The organism is Pseudomonas sp. NFR09 (assembly GCF_900111535.1).
GTDB classification, from domain to species: domain Bacteria; phylum Pseudomonadota; class Gammaproteobacteria; order Pseudomonadales; family Pseudomonadaceae; genus Aquipseudomonas; species Aquipseudomonas extremorientalis.
On the sequence record NZ_FOIH01000009.1, the window covers coordinates 299,638 to 317,127 of the forward strand.

General features: G+C 58.2%; 17 protein-coding genes and 1 pseudogene. 5 read left to right on the plus strand and 13 right to left on the minus strand.

The window, feature by feature from the left end:
- Nucleotides 1-20: 20 nt before the first annotated feature.
- The 4 genes and pseudogenes from BMX59_RS31205 to BMX59_RS21260 form a co-directional block, all read right to left on the minus strand.
- Complete coding sequence (locus BMX59_RS31205; protein ID WP_371914387.1) at nucleotides 21-500, minus strand: methyl-accepting chemotaxis protein; 480 nt, start codon at nucleotides 498-500, stop codon at nucleotides 21-23.
- A gap of 117 nt (nucleotides 501-617) precedes the next feature.
- Nucleotides 618-1,340: pseudogene (locus BMX59_RS31210) on the minus strand (PAS domain-containing protein); the annotation flags it as partial.
- Between the two features lie 262 nt (nucleotides 1,341-1,602).
- Entirely contained in the window at nucleotides 1,603-2,661 is a 1,059-nt protein-coding gene (locus tag BMX59_RS21255; RefSeq protein WP_093125454.1) for a diguanylate cyclase, read from the minus strand.
- 192 nt (nucleotides 2,662-2,853) lie between these two features.
- Nucleotides 2,854-3,480 (minus strand): TetR/AcrR family transcriptional regulator, encoded by a 627-nt coding sequence (locus BMX59_RS21260; RefSeq protein ID WP_093125459.1) that lies wholly within the window; start codon nucleotides 3,478-3,480, stop codon nucleotides 2,854-2,856.
- Nucleotides 3,481-3,603: 123 nt separating this feature from the next.
- Here BMX59_RS21260 and BMX59_RS21265 point away from each other — a divergent pair, with 123 nt between their 5' ends.
- The 3 genes from BMX59_RS21265 (at nucleotide 3,604) to BMX59_RS21275 (ending at nucleotide 7,163) form a co-directional block, all read left to right on the plus strand.
- Nucleotides 3,604-4,653, plus strand: a complete 1,050-nt coding sequence (locus tag BMX59_RS21265; protein WP_092247111.1) for an MBL fold metallo-hydrolase — start codon at nucleotides 3,604-3,606, stop codon at nucleotides 4,651-4,653.
- Nucleotides 4,654-5,037: 384 nt separating this feature from the next.
- Nucleotides 5,038-5,514, plus strand: coding sequence for a hypothetical protein (locus BMX59_RS30860; RefSeq protein WP_256572985.1), 477 nt, complete (start codon nucleotides 5,038-5,040; stop codon nucleotides 5,512-5,514).
- 110 nt (nucleotides 5,515-5,624) lie between these two features.
- Complete coding sequence (locus tag BMX59_RS21275) at nucleotides 5,625-7,163, plus strand: amidase family protein (protein ID WP_256572986.1); 1,539 nt, start codon at nucleotides 5,625-5,627, stop codon at nucleotides 7,161-7,163.
- A gap of 158 nt (nucleotides 7,164-7,321) precedes the next feature.
- Here the strand turns inward: BMX59_RS21275 and BMX59_RS21280 are convergent, their stop codons facing one another.
- The 7 genes from BMX59_RS21280 to argH all read right to left on the minus strand — a co-directional run bounded on the left by BMX59_RS21280 (nucleotide 7,322) and on the right by argH (nucleotide 14,157).
- Nucleotides 7,322-7,702 carry a helix-turn-helix domain-containing protein gene (locus tag BMX59_RS21280; protein ID WP_092247114.1) on the minus strand — a complete coding sequence of 127 codons (381 nt, stop codon included), beginning with the start codon at nucleotides 7,700-7,702 and terminating at the stop codon, nucleotides 7,322-7,324.
- Nucleotides 7,703-7,796: 94 nt separating this feature from the next.
- A complete protein-coding gene (locus BMX59_RS21285) occupies nucleotides 7,797-8,744 on the minus strand; it encodes a hypothetical protein (RefSeq protein ID WP_092247117.1) in 948 nt (315 codons plus the stop codon).
- 54 nt (nucleotides 8,745-8,798) lie between these two features.
- Nucleotides 8,799-9,968, minus strand: a complete 1,170-nt coding sequence (locus BMX59_RS21290) for an MFS transporter (protein WP_092247120.1) — start codon at nucleotides 9,966-9,968, stop codon at nucleotides 8,799-8,801.
- Between the two features lie 149 nt (nucleotides 9,969-10,117).
- Nucleotides 10,118-10,939 (minus strand): ABC transporter substrate-binding protein, encoded by an 822-nt coding sequence (locus tag BMX59_RS21295; RefSeq protein ID WP_092247123.1) that lies wholly within the window; start codon nucleotides 10,937-10,939, stop codon nucleotides 10,118-10,120.
- A 25-nt stretch (nucleotides 10,940-10,964) separates the two neighbouring features.
- Entirely contained in the window at nucleotides 10,965-11,729 is a 765-nt protein-coding gene (locus tag BMX59_RS21300; protein ID WP_016974699.1) for an amino acid ABC transporter ATP-binding protein, read from the minus strand.
- A gap of 24 nt (nucleotides 11,730-11,753) precedes the next feature.
- Nucleotides 11,754-12,632 carry an amino acid ABC transporter permease gene (locus BMX59_RS21305; protein WP_058427255.1) on the minus strand — a complete coding sequence of 293 codons (879 nt, stop codon included), beginning with the start codon at nucleotides 12,630-12,632 and terminating at the stop codon, nucleotides 11,754-11,756.
- Between the two features lie 97 nt (nucleotides 12,633-12,729).
- Nucleotides 12,730-14,157, minus strand: a complete 1,428-nt coding sequence (gene argH / locus BMX59_RS21310; RefSeq protein ID WP_093125473.1) for an argininosuccinate lyase — start codon at nucleotides 14,155-14,157, stop codon at nucleotides 12,730-12,732.
- Nucleotides 14,158-14,350: 193 nt separating this feature from the next.
- Between argH and BMX59_RS21315 the strand changes: the two genes are divergently transcribed.
- Together BMX59_RS21315 and BMX59_RS21320 are read left to right on the plus strand one after the other, a co-directional pair.
- Nucleotides 14,351-15,310 (plus strand): LysR family transcriptional regulator, encoded by a 960-nt coding sequence (locus tag BMX59_RS21315; RefSeq protein WP_093125477.1) that lies wholly within the window; start codon nucleotides 14,351-14,353, stop codon nucleotides 15,308-15,310.
- Nucleotides 15,311-15,498: 188 nt separating this feature from the next.
- A complete protein-coding gene (locus BMX59_RS21320) occupies nucleotides 15,499-15,702 on the plus strand; it encodes an AbrB/MazE/SpoVT family DNA-binding domain-containing protein (RefSeq protein ID WP_093125481.1) in 204 nt (67 codons plus the stop codon).
- A gap of 40 nt (nucleotides 15,703-15,742) precedes the next feature.
- On the opposite strand, the gene BMX59_RS21325 is transcribed toward BMX59_RS21320, so the two are convergent.
- Nucleotides 15,743-16,384, minus strand: coding sequence for an HAD-IB family hydrolase (locus BMX59_RS21325; RefSeq protein WP_038846731.1), 642 nt, complete (start codon nucleotides 16,382-16,384; stop codon nucleotides 15,743-15,745).
- Between the two features lie 309 nt (nucleotides 16,385-16,693).
- Nucleotides 16,694-17,490: ribonucleotide-diphosphate reductase subunit beta (locus tag BMX59_RS21335; protein ID WP_139212918.1), on the minus strand; the 797-nt coding region annotated here is incomplete at its 5' end.

Consider the following 17,490-nt stretch of genomic DNA (forward strand, 5'->3'; position numbering starts at 1 on the left):
CACTCCGTATGAAGATCGGGTCAGTTGCCGCCACGCTCGTTGGCGAATGCACTCACCGCCTGCACCGCTTCGCTGGTGCCTTGGCGAATCTGCAGGATAACTGTGCCAGCCTGGTTGGCCATTTCAACGCCTTGGGCGGCGCGGTCGCGGGTGGCGTCCATGCTGTCGATGGCTTGTCGGGTTTCAGCCTGAATCATCGCGATCATGCTGGAAATCTCCGTGGTGGAGCCGCTGGTGCGCGCCGCCAGTTGCCGGACTTCGTCGGCTACCACGGCGAAACCACGGCCTTGTTCACCCGCACGCGCGGCCTCGATGGCGGCGTTTAGGGCCAGCAGGTTGGTCTGGTCGGCGATACCGCGAATGGTGTTGACGATGGCAGTGATCTGTTGCGAACGATCACCGAGCTTGGCGATCAGTTGTGAGGAACCGTCGATGTCGGCAGAAATTTCGCGCATGCCGTTGGCTGTTTTCTGAATCACCTCGGCACCTTTTTCTGCCATGTCCTGAGTGTTCAAGGACAGGTGATAGGCCTGCGCCGCACTCTGCGCGTCCGCCGCATGCTGTTGCACGCGGGCGGTGATGTCCGAGGCGAACTTCACCACTTTGCACAGCCGCCCGCTGGCGTCGTACACCGGGTTGTAGTTGGCTTCGAGCCACACGACCTGGCCGTTTTTATCCACCCGCTCGAACTGGCCGCTGAACATTTCCCCTTGGTTCAGGCGTTTCCAGAAGTCGCCGTAGGTTGAGCTGCTGGCCAGTGCCGCGCTGCAGAACATTCGGTGATGCTGGCCCTGGATCTGCGCCAGGGTGTAACCCATGCGCTGCAGGAAGTTGGCGTTGGCGGTGATGATGGTGCCGTCGAGGTTGAACTCGATCACCGCCATGGCGCGGCCAATGGCATCCAGTTTGGCATTGGCTTCGCTTTCGGCCTGCAGGCGCGGGGTGACGTCCATCGCGTATTTCACCACTTTGGTCACCAGGCCCGCGTCATCACGCACTGGGTTGTAGCTGGCTTCCAGCCACACCGACTGGCCATCGCCGGCCACCCGTTCAAAGGTGCCGGACTGGAATTGGCCGTTGCGCAGGTTTGACCACAGTTGGCTGTACTCGGGGCTACGGGCGAAGGCCGGGGTACAGAACATTCGATGGGACTGGCCCTCTACCTGCTCGGCGCGGTAGCCCATGGTCTGCAGGAAATTGGCATTGGCGCGCAGCACATTGCCGGACAGGTCGAATTCGATCACCGCCATGGAGCGCTCGATGGCGTCCAGCAGGCTGGCCTGTTGGGCGATGGTGTGTTGCTGGGTGCTGATGGTTCTTTTATGTGTGTTGAATAGCATGTGCGGTGCTCGGGCAAGCAGACTCTGGGGTTTCCTTGGATATGCGCCTGCCCCCGTAAGGCGTACGCCACACGGTTGACTTGCTCATTGCCAGCTTCCTTGTGCTGACAGAGGGGGGTGGGACAACGGGTTCAGAGTGATCAGCCTGACAAGAAGTTCGCCCGTGTGGGAGGACCTTTTTTGGGTAGGCGACCAGTGGTGGCATTATGCTTTCTTGTTGGGTGCTTTCTGGTCTTTGCAGACGAGGAGTCGTAGGACGACTTCAGGCGGAATGGGCGATCACTTCGTCGCTGACATTGACCCGGTTGCGCCCGGTGTCCTTGGCGGCGTACAGCGCGCGATCCGCTGCATTCAGCCACATCGCGGCATCGCTGAAGAAGGGTTGGAAATCGGCCAGGCCGATACTCAGGCTGACCCGCAATTCGGGGATCTGCGGGTTGCGGTAATTGCTGAAAGTTTCGCGCATGCGTTCCATGATTTCGGCAGCCTGTTCCAACGGCATTTGCGGAAGAATCACACAGAACTCATCGCCCCCGTAACGACCGGCCAGGTCGTTTTCCCGCAGGTTGCGCCGCAACTCCAGGCTCAACTGCCGCAGTACCGCATCGCCGACGATATGGCCGTGGGTGTCGTTGATCTGCTTGAAGTGGTCGATGTCGATCAAGGCAATGGTGGCGTGGCTCCGCTGCTGCCGGCACTTGTGGAACTTGAGGTGCAGCAGGTCCTTCCAGGAGCCGTGATTGAGCAGCCCGGTGAGGCTGTCGGTGCGGCTCAGGGCGCTGAGGGCGCGCTTGTGTTCGGAGAGTTTGATTGCCAGTTGATAACAGACCATGCCGATGGCCATGGGGTAGAGCGTCAGCATCGGCAGGCAGGTGTAGACCTGCAGCAGGCTGACATCGGGGTTGAACCGGATGCCGAACAGCGCGTTGGCCACGCCGATTCCAAGCCCTTGTGCGCACAGGCCACGCAGGAACAGGCGCTTGCCGCCGGCGGCGACGTTATTCATGGTCATCATCGACAGAATGGTCACGGCCGTCAGTGGCGTGAACTGCGTGGCGGCGGCCCAGAAGCCGCCGAGCAGCGAGTCATACAGCAGGTTGCGTTGTTCGGCCTGGTAGGGGTACCGCGAGCGGGCCGACAGTTGATACGCCACATGCGCCCAGGCAAACCCGTTGAACAGCAGGAGTGCCCACACCCAGCCCGGCATGGCGAGAGTGTAAAGGGCGCCGCTGACGCTGATGCAGCCGATAGAAAGGCCGATGATCCTTGGCTTGTAGATACGCTTGGCAAATGAAAGCCCTTTGCCTTGTCTGTTTTCCATAAATTCCTGGGGCAGCTGTTTTTTGCAGATACGGTGGCGCGCGTTCGCTGGATCAACCGTTGATCGGATAATGCCTGTGAATATTGTCAGTTATTCGCGTGGGAATAATCAGTGTCCTTCCAGGCCATTTGCGCAAAACAGAGGGCGAATGCGTCAAAAGCGACCTGGAATGTCGCTCACACAACAGGTTTTTTATGGCTGGCGGGGCAGGGTGACTTCGTAGCCGGCGAGGAACAGGTCGATGGCCGACTCGATCACGCTGGCCTGGTGGGCGGCATCCAGGGTGGGTTGGCCGAGGGTAATCTGTGGCCAGAAGGCGAAGGCCTTGAGCAGGCTCTGGATCTGGTGGGCGGCGAAGGCCGGGTCGGAGCAGTTGAGCCGGCCGTCTGCCTGGGCGGCGCGAACCCATTGGGTGAAGCCTTCTTCGCGTTGGCTCAGGCGGGTGACCATGTCTTGCGCACGTTCCGGCGAATGGATGGTGGCGGCGATGGCGACCCGGGCCAGGTCGAGGAAATTGGTGTCCGACATCATCTTCATCTTCGCCTCCAACAACCCGCGCAGTTGTTCGCGCAATGGGCGGTCGCTGGCGTAGCTGACGTCAAGTTGGGCGACGCTGCTGGCCCAGAGCTGATGAAGAATTTCTGCGAACAATTCTTCCTTGCTGGGGAAGTGGTTGTACACGGTGCGCTTGGATACGCCGGCAGTGGCGGCGATCTTGTCCATGCTGGTGACCTCGAAACCGTTTGCGCGAAATTCGGCGATGGCCGCAGCCACAATGGCTTCGCGTTTACGGTCGGTGAGGCGTTGAGGGGCAGTCATGGGTGGGGCTCGGCTCTTGGACGAAAATTACACTCGGTAGTTTACTTGCTCCGGGTTTTGTTGCAATCTTGAAACTACACTGTGCAGTGTAATTTATAAGCGATCCGTAGGAGTCACCCGGTAATGGCCACGATCTCGTCCCGTGTCGATTCTTCGCCAGCAGCGCCCAAGCAAGGCCAAGGGCACTTCAGCAACGATGCCCCCGTGCAGCACGGTGGCTTCGGCAAGACCTTGCGCATTTTCTGGAACATGCTGTTCAACAAACCCCGCAGCACGCGGCCGGTGGGGCAGATTCCGGTACAACCGCTGACGCGCGAGCAATTGCTGGCGGCCCCGGATCACAGCGTATTCCGCCTTGGACATTCCACCGTGTTGCTGAAAATGCGCGGTAAATTCTGGGTAACCGACCCGGTATTTGCCGAGCGCGCCTCACCGTTCAGTTGGGCCGGCCCCAAGCGCTTCCATCAGCCGCCCATCAGCCTTGAAGAGTTGCCGCCCCTGGAGGCGGTGATTCTTTCCCACAACCACTACGACCACCTTGACCGCAAGGCTGTCGTCCAATTGGCCGACAAGGCTCGTTATTTTCTTGCGCCGCTGGGCGTGGGCGACATCCTGGTCAAGTGGGGGGTGGATGGCAGCAAGGTGCGCCAGCTGGATTGGTGGCAGGGCACCGAGGTGGATGGCGTTCGGTTTGTCGCCACCCCTGCGCAACATTTTTCCGGGCGCGGTCTGTTTGATGCCAACCAGACCCTGTGGTGTTCCTGGGTGATGATCGATGGACCTCGGCGGATTTTCTTCAGCGGTGACACGGGTTACTTCGACGGTTTCAAACGCATCGGCGAACAGTACGGTCCATTTGACCTGACACTGATGGAAACAGGTGCTTACAACGTCGACTGGCCCCATGTGCACATGCAGCCAGAGCAAACCCTGCAAGCGCATATCGACCTCAAGGGCCGCTGGTTGCTGCCGATTCACAATGGCACTTTCGACCTGGCGTTCCATGCCTGGCATGAGCCGTTCGACCGCATCATGGCCCTGGCCTGGGAGCGCAACGTGTCGATCACTACGCCGCAGATGGGGCAGGCGTTCAGCTTGAATCAGCCAGAGCGTGGAGGTGCGTGGTGGCTGGAGGTGGAAACCCAGGGGGCACAGGAACACCTCGCAGGCTGACGGAGGGGGCTATGGAAAAAGGAGTTTTCAAGCTGTTTCAGAGCTGCGACAGGCGCCAGGCAACGGTGCGATGATCCCCGGAAATTTATGTGTCGGGGGACATATTTCATGGAGTGCAAATGTAAGAAATATTGGCAGGCGGGGTTGCCCTGTCCGACGGGGCAACCGGTGTCTGCGCTCACTGACTCGTCAGCCCAGGCAACGACAGCCCAAGAGCATACAAGCCCTCGTGGTATCGTTTTCGGTGTCGATCCCCAGGCTCATGGCACCCGAGGGGGCGTCCCGATCCCGGGGTATGACGCCCCGGGACTTGCCCTCAAACCCCCGCGCGACCCGTCGCTGTCATTGATCGCATTGAGTGGTATTGACCCCTCGGGGCCGTTGATGGCTGAAGTCCCTCCCGTGATGAACAACAGCCCCTTCACCCGCACTCAGGTATTGGTTGGCTGGCGCATAGGGTTTGCCAACCGTTACGTTGGACCCGGTGCAAGCGAGGCCGTAGACCACAGTCCTGCTTTCCTACAAGCCCTGGATACCTTGCGCTCGGCGGGCGCGCAACTGGTGGCGCTGGATGCCTTGCGAGGTGACAGGGCCAATCCATTCGTTGCGTATACTCGCAATGAGATCGATGAGCGCGTCGGTGAGCAAAGTCTTGATGCCCTTGTGTCCGAAAGTAAAAGCGCAGCGTTTCATGGCGCGTGCGCCAGCGGGTATCCCGGAGCATGCGAGCTGCTTGAGGACGGGACGAAACTGTGGTTTTACGGTGCTCGTTGGGCCGGTGACCGCATACTGGTACTGGTTCGGTTCTATCGTCGGTTACTGAAAGATTCCTTGCGGATGCCTACATCGAGTAGTAAATGATCGGACCCCGGAGCAGGATTAGCCTCAACGGTTGTCCACGGGGGACTTCTTAGACTGATGTCGGGTTATCGACCGATAGCCTGACATTCAGTCAAGTAGTGAGGCAGTTTATGACCGGACCGATTATCGCAGGCGGATTAACAGACGGTGTGCTGCAGGCACTTTTGAATCAGCCGCAAGGCTTCAAGAGTGCCTTTCAAATGTCAGAGGAAATGGCAAAAGGCCAAGCCACTTCAGAATCGCTGGTGAACGACTCGCTGAAACAAATCGCCAATATTGATCGCGGGTTGCAAGGTGGCAACGCGTTTATAGAAATCAACCCCGATGCCCGCAAGCAGGCGCAAATGCGCGATCAGGAGCGTGCCAGAGGCCTCTCTTGTGGATACTTACACGGCGTTCCGGTTGCGTTGAAAGACGTTTTTGAAACCAAGGACCGTATGCAGACAAGTGCAGGTTCCAAGGCATTGGTAGGCGCGCCGGCGCCAAAGAACGCCAAGGTCGTGGACAAATTGCTGAAGGCTGGTTCGGTGGTTGTGGGCAAAACCAACATGAGTGAATTTTCCAACTTCCGCTCTGAATTACCCGTTGATGGGTGGAGTTCCCGAGGTGGCCAGACGCTCAACCCACATCGGTTGGGAGGCCAGGTGGCTGGGTCGAGTTCCGGTTCTGCTGTTGCGGTTGCCCAAGGGCATGTTCCTCTGGCGTTAGGGGTGGAAACCAGTGGTTCGATCATTACCCCGGCTGCCTACAACGGTGTTTTCGGTCTGAAAACCACGGTTGGACTGGTCAGTACCGAGGGTGTCATGACCAGTTCACGTATGGATACGATAGGCACCTTCACACGTAATGTCCGGGATGCGGCAGAGGCACTCAACGCAATGACCGAAAGCAAGCGCTACACTGAAGGCCTGCGGTCTGATGCCTTGAAAGGCAAGAGAATTGGCTACACACCGCTGCCTGAACTGTCTGAAGAGGATGCCAAAGACCCGGCGAAACGGGCAGACCGAAAGCACTATGAGGCTGCAATCGAAGTGTTGAAGGATAGGGGCGCTATCTTGGTTCCGGTCGGACAATTGGATGAAGGCATTACTGAACAAACCTACAAGGACTATAACGAAGCGTTGTTTGCAGACGTCAAACAACAACTGGAAAATTACCTGGCAGGTCGGGAGGGGTTGCCGGTCAAGTCGATCTCGGAAGTGATAGCTTTCAACAAACGTCACTTGCAGCCAGGAGAGCCTGACCAGAAGCTTCTGGAAATCATCAACGATCTGAACGTGACCCAGGAGAGGCGCGATCAGTTGTGGCAGGATATCGTTCCGATTTTCCAGAAAATCATCGATGATCCCATCAAAGAACACAAACTCGATGCCATGGTGTCGAACTTTCTTTCTCACAACTATTATTACGCCGCCGCTGCGGGCTACCCGGGCATGTCCATCCCGTCCGGGATGGATGATGAAGGTATGCCTACAGCGCTCTATTTATATGGCACAGCTAACAGTGAAGCGGCCTTACTCTCGGCTGCTTATGTCTATGAACAAGCTTCCCCGTCGATCAAGGAACCCGCCTTTCTTCCGGGGACGCCCTTCTCGCCAGCACCCGTTGATACAGGCGCCACTATAGAGGAACCTACAAACCTCGCATAAGGTTGATTCAACCTCTGCTGGCAGATGCACAGCAGAGGTCCGTCTCCCTTGATCAACTCGAACCGTAGCGTAAGGCGGGTTTGCGATGTGACAGGTTTGGCCCCAGGGCCAGGGGCCCAAATTGATGCGCCGGGCACTGCAACTGCAGGCCTGAAGCGCTACACACCATTAGGTTGTGGCGTTGGTGAGTCAAGTGATGACGAAGTTGCGCCGATCAACCGAGAGATGATCCCTTGCGCCGCGTGTTCGGTTGTGGCGGTGTCAAAGCGGCGCGCACTCATCCCCCACCCCGGCGCAAACCCCGGGAAGAACGCCAGCCCTTCAGCTTCCAACCGAAACGCCAATGCCAGGCGGGTTTCATCCCCCACGTCGTATTGATTTTCAAACTGTTGAACCGCTTCGACCGCCACGCCGGCCTGAATAGCCAGGTGTTCCCTGCTCCAGCCCAGCATCGCGCGCGCTTGCACGCTGTGTTTGGCGGTGAATTGATGCAGGACGATCTGCTGTTCTACGAAAGAGCTCATTGCCAGAGAGGACATGGGTTTTCTCCAGGATTCGACGGGGGAGGGCAAACTATACTGTGTTTTTGTACAGTTGTTTTGACCGCTCATCAACTGGATGTTCAACGACCCGTTATTCCACCCCTGGCGCCTCGCGAATGATCAGGTGATCCAGGTTCTCGATATTCGCGCTGAACACCCCGAACGTCTGCTCGGGGTTTTTCTTGCTCGGCACCTGTTTCAGCTCCGGCGTCACCCCATAGAAGAAGCAGTACAACGCCCGCTCACTGTCCACCGCCGCCTTGATCTGCTCCAGGAATGCCTTGCGCTTGCGGTAGTTCTCGATGAGTTTCTTGCTCAGGTAGACGTTGACCGAGTAGGGCTTCTTGTCGAGCCACGCCTTCTTTTCGAAATCGATGCGAAAGCTGCTGGTGTAGTCCTTGATTTCTTTGATCTTGCCCCAGTAGATCAGGCCCTTGTTGTCCTGCAGGTATTCGATCTTCTTGAAGAACGTCCAGTAGGTGGCGGTGTGGTCGCCGATCTTCAACGGCATGGACTTGAGCTTGTCCTTGTCGTCGATGTTGGACACATAGCATTCCACCGGGTGGGCGAACACGCTGGTTTTGTCTGGTGTGGTGTCGCTGGCGCCGTGGGAAACGGAGTTGCGGTCTGAGGGGGTCTTGGTTGGTTCTAGTGGCATGCTTCCTTCGGTGCCCGCCAACGGGATCTTGCGCTCGTACTGGCGGCGTGTGAGGACAAATTCCGATGGGAAATTGTCCTCACGCTCGTCATCACTTTCGCCGGCGGTGGTCTTGTGCGTGCTGGCGTAGCGGCAGCCATCGATGTGTTGGGTGCCGGTCTTGTTCTTGAAGTGCGGCGTGCGCAGGTAATTGACGTTTTTGGCGTTGAAGGTGCTCAGGGTATTGTTGGTATCAAACGCTGCCCGGCATTCGTCGTTGGGGCACAGGAAGCGATCTCTGTCGGAATCGAAGTCGGCGGTTTCGTCGAAATTCAGGTCTCGTACGTCGTAGATCGACAGCTTGTCATCGAGACTCAGGCTGTAGGCCGTATCGAATTTCATGGGGCGCTGGTCCGTGGGAGGTTTCGCTATTAATAGCGGGATCCTGGGTAAATATCAGCAAGAACCTGCTACCCGTCGTCCACTCAAGAAACACAAGGTGCCACCTACCGCAGTCAGTGCCCCCAACGCATAGAACATGCTGGCCGGCGTGGCATTGATCAACAGATAGCCGCAAATCACTGGGCTCATTGCCCCGCCAAATGCCGCCAGGTTCTGCGCACCGTAGTAACTGCCGCGCAGCGCATCAGGTGCGATGGTGTCGATAAACAGGAACTCGGAGGGGTAGATGATCATCTCGCCCAGGGTGAACACGAACATTGCCAGGCACCAGGTGACCAGGCTGTTTGCGAGGCTGAAACCGATAAGCCCGGCAATGAACAGCAACGTACCTAGCACGATCCAATAGCGCAGTTGCTCACGCTTGAGGAAACGGCCGATCTGGTACTGCATCAAAATCACAGTGATGGCATTGCAGGCCAGTACCGCAGACAGAATCTTCAGCGCCTCGGCAGGTTTGTAGGCTACGAGCAAAAACTGCGACAGATACAAGGTGTAGCGCCCATGGACAATGGTGCTCAGCAGGCTGCCGCTGGTGAACAGAATCAGCGTGCGGTCGTTGCGCAAGGTGCGCAGGGTGATGAGGAAACTCAAGGGCTTGTTGCTGTCATCCCGTTGGGTGGGCGGGATGCCAATCATCAGGAACAGGCTGCCAAAGGCGATCGCGCTGGCGATCAGGAACGGTGCCAGTTGCATATGGCCGGCAATCACGACGCCGACCATCGGGCCTGTGGCGTAGCCGACGTTGGTCAGTGTGTAGCGCAGGGAAAACACCTTGGCACGCTCGCCCACCGGCAGGTTCTCGCTGATGATGGCTTTTGAGCCAATCAGGAACAGCGCCGACGCCGCTTCGGTGATGACCAGGGTCAGGGTGGTGAGGTAGAGGTTGCTGGCAAAGGTCAGCAATAGAAAACCGATGGAGCTGGAGAGCATGGCCAGGATCAGCAGCTTGCGCTTTTCCAGGCGGTCGATGATGTAGCCACCGTACAGGCCCAGCAATGTCGCGATAAACACCGCGATGCCCATCAGCAAGCCGATGTCCTGCTGGTTCAGGCCCAGGCGGGTACTCAGCAACAGGGCCAGCAACGGGCTGGTCATGGCGCGGCTGACCACGATGGTCACCGAGCAAATCATCAGGCGGCGGATTACCAGGGAGTAGGTGGCCACGGTGGGGCGGGTGTCCTTGTTATCTTTGTGGACAACGAAAATCCAGGGTGGGAGGGGGCTTGCCCCCGATGGCGGTGGCTCAGTCACCAGATGCTTGGCTGATAGACCGCTCTCGGGAGCAAGCCCCCTCCCACATTGTTCAGATCGAGTTATTGGCCGGAGTTGATGGTGATCTTCTCGACCGCACCTTGCTCCAGGTCCCACTTCTTCAGAATCTTGCCGTAGGTCCCATCATCGATCATGCCTTGCAACGCTTCACTGATCGCCGTGACCAATTCTGTGTTGCTCTTCTCAATCCCAAGCCCGGTGAACTGCTTGGAAATCGCCAGGCCCACCGGCTTGTACTTGCCTTTATCCAGCGACATCAGATAAGGAATGGTCTCGCTGCCCTGCATCGCCGCGTCCAGGCGGTTCTGTTGCAACTGCGCCCGTGCATCCGCCGAGCCCTCAGTGCCGATCACCACGATCGCCGGTTTACCCGCCGCTTCGCAGTTTTCCTTGCTCCACGCGGCAATTTCCGACGGCCAGGTGGTACGGCGGCTGGTGCCGACTTTTTTACCGCACAGGTCGGTCAATTCCTTGAGGTCGTCACGCTTGGCCAGGGTGTACAGCTGCGGGCCGCTGGTGAAGTAGTCGATGAAGGTCACCGCTTTCTGGCGCTCGGCGGTGTCGGTCATGCCTGACAGCACGATGTCCACGCGCTTGGTGGTCAGGCCGCTGAGCATCTGCTCGAAGCCGGTTTCCTGCCACTTGATCTTCACGCCCAGGCGCTCGGCGAGGGCGTTGCCCAGGTCGAAATCCAGGCCGGTGATCTTGTTGGTGGCCGGGTCCTTGAAGTCCATCGGCGGGTAGTTCGGCACGATGGCCGCGCTGATCTCACCCTTGTCCTTGATTGCCGCCGGCAATGCCGCGAAAACAACGGAAGAGGCCATCAGGCCTGCGAGCAACGTGGGGATAACTATTTTCTTCATGGAGGCGTTCTCGTTTGTTTTTTAGTTAAGTGCGAACGGCAGAAATAAAGCTTTGGGTACGCGGGTTTTGTGGGCTTATTAGAATTTCTTCGGGGCTGCCGGCTTCCACAATCTGGCCGGCATCCATAAACACCATGCGGTTGGAGACCTCGCGGGCGAAGCCCAACTCATGGGTGACCACGATCATGGTCATGCCAGTGGTGGCCAGGTCGCGCATCACCGACAGCACTTCTCCTACCAGCTCAGGGTCGAGGGCTGACGTCGGTTCGTCAAACAGCATCAGCTTGGGGCGCATCGCCAGCGCACGGGCGATCGCCACACGCTGTTGTTGCCCGCCGGACAACTCCACCGGATAGGCATTGCGTTTGTCCGCCAGGCCGACGCGGGCCAGCAACTCCAGGGCGTCCTCGGTGGCTTCCTTGGGCGAACGCTTGAGTACCTGGCACGGGCCTTCGATGATGTTTTGCAGCACGGTCATGTGCGGGAACAAATTGAAACGCTGGAACACCATGCCGGTGGCCAGGCGCTGGCGGGCAATCTGCGATTCATTCATCTCATGCAGCTTGTTGCCGACCACGCGGTAACCCACCAGTTCGCCGTCGACCCACAGGCCGCCCTTGTCGATTTTTTCCAACTGGTTGACGCAGCGCAGCAGGGTGCTTTTACCCGAGCCGGACGGGCCGATGATGCACATCACTTCGCCTTGCTCGACCTCGATATTGATGTCGCGCAGCGCGTGATACTGGTCGTAGTACTTATTCAGGTTGACGGCCTTGACGATGCTTCTCATGGGGCAATTCTCCTCGACCCAGACTTACGAACGCTTGCCGGCGCCGCGGGCAAAGCGGCGCTCGAGGCGGCTTTGGCCAAATGAAAGAACAGTCACCACCGCCAGGTACCAGATGCCGGCCACAATCAGCAGCTCCATGACCCGGGCGTTGGCGTAGTAGATGTTTTGCGCGTTGTGCAGCAGTTCCGAATACTGGATCACGCTGGCCAGGCTGGTCATTTTCACCATGCTGATGAACTCGTTGCCTACAGGCGGAATGATCACCCGCATGGCCTGCGGCAGAATGATCCTACGCAGTGCTTGTAGGCTCGGCATGCCGATGGACTTGGCGGCTTCGTACTGGCCGGTGTCGACCGAGAGCAAACCGGCGCGCACCACTTCGGCGGTGTACGCACCCTGGTTGATACTCAGGCCGAGCAGGGCGGCCACGAACGGCGTCATCAGGTCGACGGTGTCGATGCTGAACAGACCGGGAATCGCGATCACCGGGAAGATCAACGCCAGGTTGAACCACAGCAGCAGCTGCAGGATCAGCGGCGTACCGCGAAACAGCCAGGTGTAGGTGATTGCCACGTAGCGCAGGATCGGGTTGGCCGACATGCGCATGATCGCCGTGATCACCCCGATCACCACGCCCAGCGCCATGGCCAGGATCGACATGACGATGGTGTTGACCAGGCCCCAGAGGATGGCCTCAGACGTGAGGAACTGCCCGATGTAGGACCATTCGATCTGGCCGTTGGCGAAGGCACGCAGCAATGCAGCCAACACGATCACGATCAACGTGGCAAAGAACATCCGCCCGTAATAACGACGCGGCACGTGTTCGTACTGCGTGATATCGAACTGGTTCTCGGACAACTTGCGCTCGGCTGCCAAGCGCTCGGCCGGGGTTTGGTTCATGGTGAATCTCCAAAACTTACAACGCTCTAACTACTGTACGCGGTCCAAATGTGGGAGCTGGCTTGCCTGCGAAGACGCCAGCCCAAACACCGCAGATTTAAATCCGGAACCCCTGATAACTCTCTGCCCACTGCTGTTGAGCCGCTAATGCGGACTTCAACCGCCCAATCTGCTCCCGAACCCGCTCCGGCGCTGTTCCACCCCACCCACTGCGCGCCGCAATCGCCGCTTCCAGGGTCAGGCAGTCGCGCACTTCTGGTGTGAGTCGTGCATCCACCTCCGCTAACATCGCCGGCGAGGCTTCCCACAACTCAATCTCATGCTTCTCACAGGCCTGCACCAACGCGCCGGTGATCTCGTGGGCCTCTTTAAACGGCACGCCACGGGTGGCCAACCAATCCGCCACCTCAGTCGCCAAGGTGAAGCCCATCGGCGCCTGACGCCGCAGCTCTTGTACCTGCACCTTCATGGTCGCAACCATTCCGGCCATCGCCGGCAACACCAGCAGCAATGTATCCACGCTGTCCAACACGCTGTGCTTGTCTTCACTCAAATCACGGTTGTACGACAGCGGCAATGATTTGAGCGTCGACATCAAGCCGGTCAGGTTGCCAATCAAGCGCCCAGCCTTGCCGCGCGCCAATTCGGCAATGTCCGGGTTCTTTTTCTGCGGCATGATCGAGCTGCCGGTAGCGTAGGCATCGTCCAGCACCACCCAGCGAAATTGCCGCGAGGACCACAGGCAAAACTCTTCGGACAGGCGCGAAATATTCACCCCGAGCATGCCCGCCACAAACAGGAACTCCGCTACATGGTCACGGCTGGCCACCGCGTCGATGGAGTTTTCGCACGGCCCGGTGTAGCCCATTTCCTTAGCGGAATGTTCTGGCTGACGGGCAATCGCAGAACCTGCCATTGCGGCTGCGCCTAAAGGCGACAAAGCCGTGCGTGCATCCCAATCCACCAAACGCTGTACATCCCGCAACATCGATTGGGCATGGGCCAGCAAGTGGTGGGCGAACACAATCGGCTGCGCCTGCTGCAAGTGGGTGAAGCCGGGGCAAATGCTCTCGATATGCTGCTCGGCCTGATCCACCAGCGCCTGCTGCAAACCCAGTACTTCAGTGGTGATGGTGCGCGCATGGTCCCGTAGGAAAAGGCGCAAATCGTTGGCGGTCTGATCGTTACGCGAACGCCCGGCGCGCAATTTTCCGCCCAGGGCACCAAGGCGCTCGGTCAATACGCGTTCGATGAAGGTGTGCACGTCCTCGTCATCCAGGGTCGGATGCAGCGTGCCGGCGGCGAAATCTGCGCCAATACCGTCCAGCGCGTCGAGGGTGCGCAGGGTCTCCGACTCATCCAGCAAACCGGCGCGCTGTAATTCACGGGCATGGGCACGGGAGCCGGCCAGGTCGTAGGGTGTCAGGCGGAAATAGCGCTCAGGGCAACGCGACAACGCGGCCAATGCAACAGACGGGCCGGTCTTGAAACGAGCGCCCCAAAGGCGGTCGGTGGGCTGGGACATGGTTGTTCCTCACGCTTGTTTTTAGAAGAGTCGGAGGCAGTAAAAATAAGTTTTCAACTAGACTGAACCAGCGTCTGACGCGCCGTATTCAAGGTTGCCAAGGGCGGATGTTTATGTTCATTATCGCCGCCTGGCTATGTTCAAGGATTGGGTTGAAGCCTGTTGAATATGGCACTTGAGGTCAACGCGTATTATGGAAACCCCACTTTCCACTTCTGGAAACCTGCTACCCAAACCCGGCACAAGACCGCCCCTGCAGTTGAGCGGGCTGGACTTCAAACTGCTGCGCGTGTTCATGGCCGTGGTCGAAGCCGGCGGCTTCAGTGCCGCGCAAAACGAGCTGAACGTGGGCCTGGCGGCCATCAGCAAACAGATCTCCGACCTTGAGATTCGCATCGGCATGCGCCTGTGCACCCGGGGTCGCGAAGGGTTTGGGCTGACCGAAGAAGGCAAGTTGGTGTATCAGGCTTCCATCGAGTTATTTACCTCGGTGGACAGTTTTCGCGACAAGCTTAGTTCGGCGCAGAACGAGCTTATTGGTGACCTTAGTGTGGGCGTTATTGATAACACGGTGACCGACGTTAATTCCCCGCTCATTACCGCGTTGGGGAAATTACATAGCGAATCGCCAAAGATTAGATTGCGCCTGCATGCCTCACAATTGGACGAAGTTGAACGCGGCGTGGTGGAAGGGCGCTTGATCGTCGGCATCGTGCCGGTGTACCAGCGCCGTGAAGAATTCGACTATTTCCCGCTGTATGAGGAAAAGGCCCACGCCTACTGTGCCGTAGGGCATCCACTGTTCAACGCGAGTGAAATCACACCGGAAGTGCTGCGCCAATACGAAGTGGTCAACCATCGCTATGCGATTCATCGCGACAAGGCCAACTTCGTCAACTATGACAGCCAGTCCGCCTCGGCCTCACAAGTCGAAGCCGTCGCGATCCTGATCCTTACTGGCCGTTTCCTGGGCTTCTTGCCCGAACACTACGCCGCGCCATTGGTAAGAGAAGGGCGCCTACGGGCACTGTGCCCGGAGCAAGTGCACTTGAGCACCGACTTCAACCTCATCCTTCGCCACAACGCCCCGCGCAGCCCGATGGTAAAAGCCTTTGCGACGGCGTTGGGCGTGGACCTCAAAGCCACGGCATAGACCTCCTGCCAAACACGAATCTGGGCTCGGCGAAGATCAAATGTGGGAGCTGTCGAGCTTCGGCGAGGCTGCGAAGGGATCGAATCGGTTTCCCTGGCGAACCTGCCATTCGCATCGATACATTTTCCGCCTAGGCAACAAACAAGCTGGCTTGTATTGTCTTCAGCCAACCCAAAGGAGGGATGCTCATGACTCAAACAAAAAACAGCCCCCCAGCGGAAAGCACCTGGGACAGCTATTTTCTCCATGGCGAATCAGTGTCTGACGACTTTATGTCTGAGGATAATCGATTGGAGGTTCTGAAGTTGAATCAGATTGTTCAGGAGCGACTCGACGTCAGCGAAACACCCATTGATGTGTCCCTCGAAGAACGAGATTTCGGGGCAACGTAATTCAATCTTTCAACCCCTAGCACCCCTTGCTAGTGCGCGACTACCGCAGCTGCTTGCGCTTCTTCTTCGCATGAAAATGCCGAAAATGCGCATCCTGCGCCGCCGCCAGCAACTCCCGATCCCCACGCGTATCGCCCCAGGCCCGCAGCCGATACTCGCCCAAATCCCCGTACACCGCCTCAAGCCGCAACACCTTGTTCTCACACCGGCAGTTATTCCCGGTGAGCTTGCCAGTCAACACCCCGTCGACCACCTCAAGCTCCGTGCCGATCAACTTGATCCCCAGCCGATTGGCAAACGGCTGCAACACTAATGCCGGCGACGCCGAACACAGCGTGACCTCCGCCCCGGAGCCCAACTCCTGCTCCACCGATAACACCCCTGTCGGCCGCATCAGTCGCGCCCAGGTCTTCTGGCAATACTCCTCGGCTTTCTGTTGCACCCATGCCTTCTCCACCCCGGTCATAAAGGTGCGGATCAACTGCGCCTTCAACTCATCCCGGCTGATCTGCCGCACCAGAAAGCGCAGCCCCGGCACCGCCAGCTTGACCATCCGGCCGTAGAACTCACCGGGGCCAAAGGCAAACTTGAGGAAGGGCACGAAACTGTCGTGGTGGGTCAGGGTGCCGTCGAAGTCAAAGACGGAAAGTACTTTGGCGTCAGCGGGGCCGGCTTCGAGCATGTCTGGGTTCACGGGTTGGCCTCGGTCCTATCGGGTATTTTTTGAGTGTGCATCAGGTGTGACAGCGGGAGTTTACTCCCGTGCCAACCTTCCGACGTTGCTGTAACGCGCCTCGGTGAAGGCATCCCGGTCACTCGACCGGTGACAACGCTGATGGCAATTGGGGCACAAGGCTACAGCATTGGTGATGCAATCCGAACCCTTCTGGGCGAGGAGGTCAGCCTGATGTGCTTCAAAAAGTGGCAATTCACCGCGCACAAAAAAGCCCTGAACACGTCAGGGCTTCATGGGTGAGGCCTGGCTCAGGAATCAATCCCAGCTCAGCGCGCCGCCAGTCTGGTATTCGATCACACGGGTCTCGAAGAAGTTTTTCTCTTTCTTCAAATCCATGATCTCGCTCATCCACGGGAACGGGTTAGTCGTCCCTGGGTACTCTTCCTTCAACCCAATCTGCGACAGACGACGGTTAGCGATGAACTTGAGGTAATCCTCCATCATCGCCGCATTCATGCCCAACACCCCACGCGGCATGGTGTCGCGAGCGTATTCGATCTCCAGTTGAGTCCCTTGCAGGATCATCTGGGTCGCTTCTTCCTTCATCTCGGCATCCCACAGGTGTGGGTTTTCGATTTTGATCTGGTTGATCACATCGATACCGAAGTTCAGGTGCATCGACTCGTCACGCAGGATGTACTGGAACTGCTCGGCGACACCGGTCATTTTGTTGCGACGGCCCATGGACAGGATCTGGGTGAAGCCGCAATAGAAGAAGATGCCTTCCAATACGCAGTAGTAGGCGACCAGGTTGCGCAGCAGTTCCTTGTCGGTTTCGACGGTGCCGGTTTCGAACTTCGGATCGGAGATCGAGCGGGTGTACTTCAGGCCCCAGGCGGCCTTTTTGGCGACCGATGGGATCTCGTGGTACATGTTGAAGATCTCGCCTTCATCCATGGCCAACGATTCGATGCAGTACTGATAGGCGTGGGTGTGGATCGCTTCTTCGAAGGCCTGGCGCAGGATGTACTGGCGGCACTCCGGGTTGGTGATCAGGCGGTACACGGCCAGCACCAGGTTGTTGGCGACCAGGGAGTCGGCGGTGGAGAAGA

Bases quoted from the DNA above. Each gene is read 5' to 3' on its own strand.
- BMX59_RS31205 (WP_371914387.1), bottom strand. From the start codon at position 500: ATGGCAGAAAAAGGTGCCGAGGTGATTCAGAAAACAGCCAACGGCATG.
- BMX59_RS21255 (WP_093125454.1), bottom strand. From the start codon at position 2,661: ATGGAAAACAGACAAGGCAAAGGGCTTTCATTTGCCAAGCGTATCTAC.
- BMX59_RS21260 (WP_093125459.1), bottom strand. From the start codon at position 3,480: ATGACTGCCCCTCAACGCCTCACCGACCGTAAACGCGAAGCCATTGTG.
- BMX59_RS21265 (WP_092247111.1), top strand. From the start codon at position 3,604: ATGGCCACGATCTCGTCCCGTGTCGATTCTTCGCCAGCAGCGCCCAAG.
- BMX59_RS30860 (WP_256572985.1), top strand. From the start codon at position 5,038: ATGGCTGAAGTCCCTCCCGTGATGAACAACAGCCCCTTCACCCGCACT.
- BMX59_RS21275 (WP_256572986.1), top strand. From the start codon at position 5,625: ATGACCGGACCGATTATCGCAGGCGGATTAACAGACGGTGTGCTGCAG.
- BMX59_RS21280 (WP_092247114.1), bottom strand. From the start codon at position 7,702: ATGTCCTCTCTGGCAATGAGCTCTTTCGTAGAACAGCAGATCGTCCTG.
- BMX59_RS21285 (WP_092247117.1), bottom strand. From the start codon at position 8,744: ATGAAATTCGATACGGCCTACAGCCTGAGTCTCGATGACAAGCTGTCG.
- BMX59_RS21295 (WP_092247123.1), bottom strand. From the start codon at position 10,939: ATGAAGAAAATAGTTATCCCCACGTTGCTCGCAGGCCTGATGGCCTCT.
- BMX59_RS21300 (WP_016974699.1), bottom strand. From the start codon at position 11,729: ATGAGAAGCATCGTCAAGGCCGTCAACCTGAATAAGTACTACGACCAG.
- BMX59_RS21305 (WP_058427255.1), bottom strand. From the start codon at position 12,632: ATGAACCAAACCCCGGCCGAGCGCTTGGCAGCCGAGCGCAAGTTGTCC.
- argH (WP_093125473.1), bottom strand. From the start codon at position 14,157: ATGTCCCAGCCCACCGACCGCCTTTGGGGCGCTCGTTTCAAGACCGGC.
- BMX59_RS21315 (WP_093125477.1), top strand. From the start codon at position 14,351: ATGGAAACCCCACTTTCCACTTCTGGAAACCTGCTACCCAAACCCGGC.
- BMX59_RS21320 (WP_093125481.1), top strand. From the start codon at position 15,499: ATGACTCAAACAAAAAACAGCCCCCCAGCGGAAAGCACCTGGGACAGC.
- BMX59_RS21325 (WP_038846731.1), bottom strand. From the start codon at position 16,384: ATGCTCGAAGCCGGCCCCGCTGACGCCAAAGTACTTTCCGTCTTTGAC.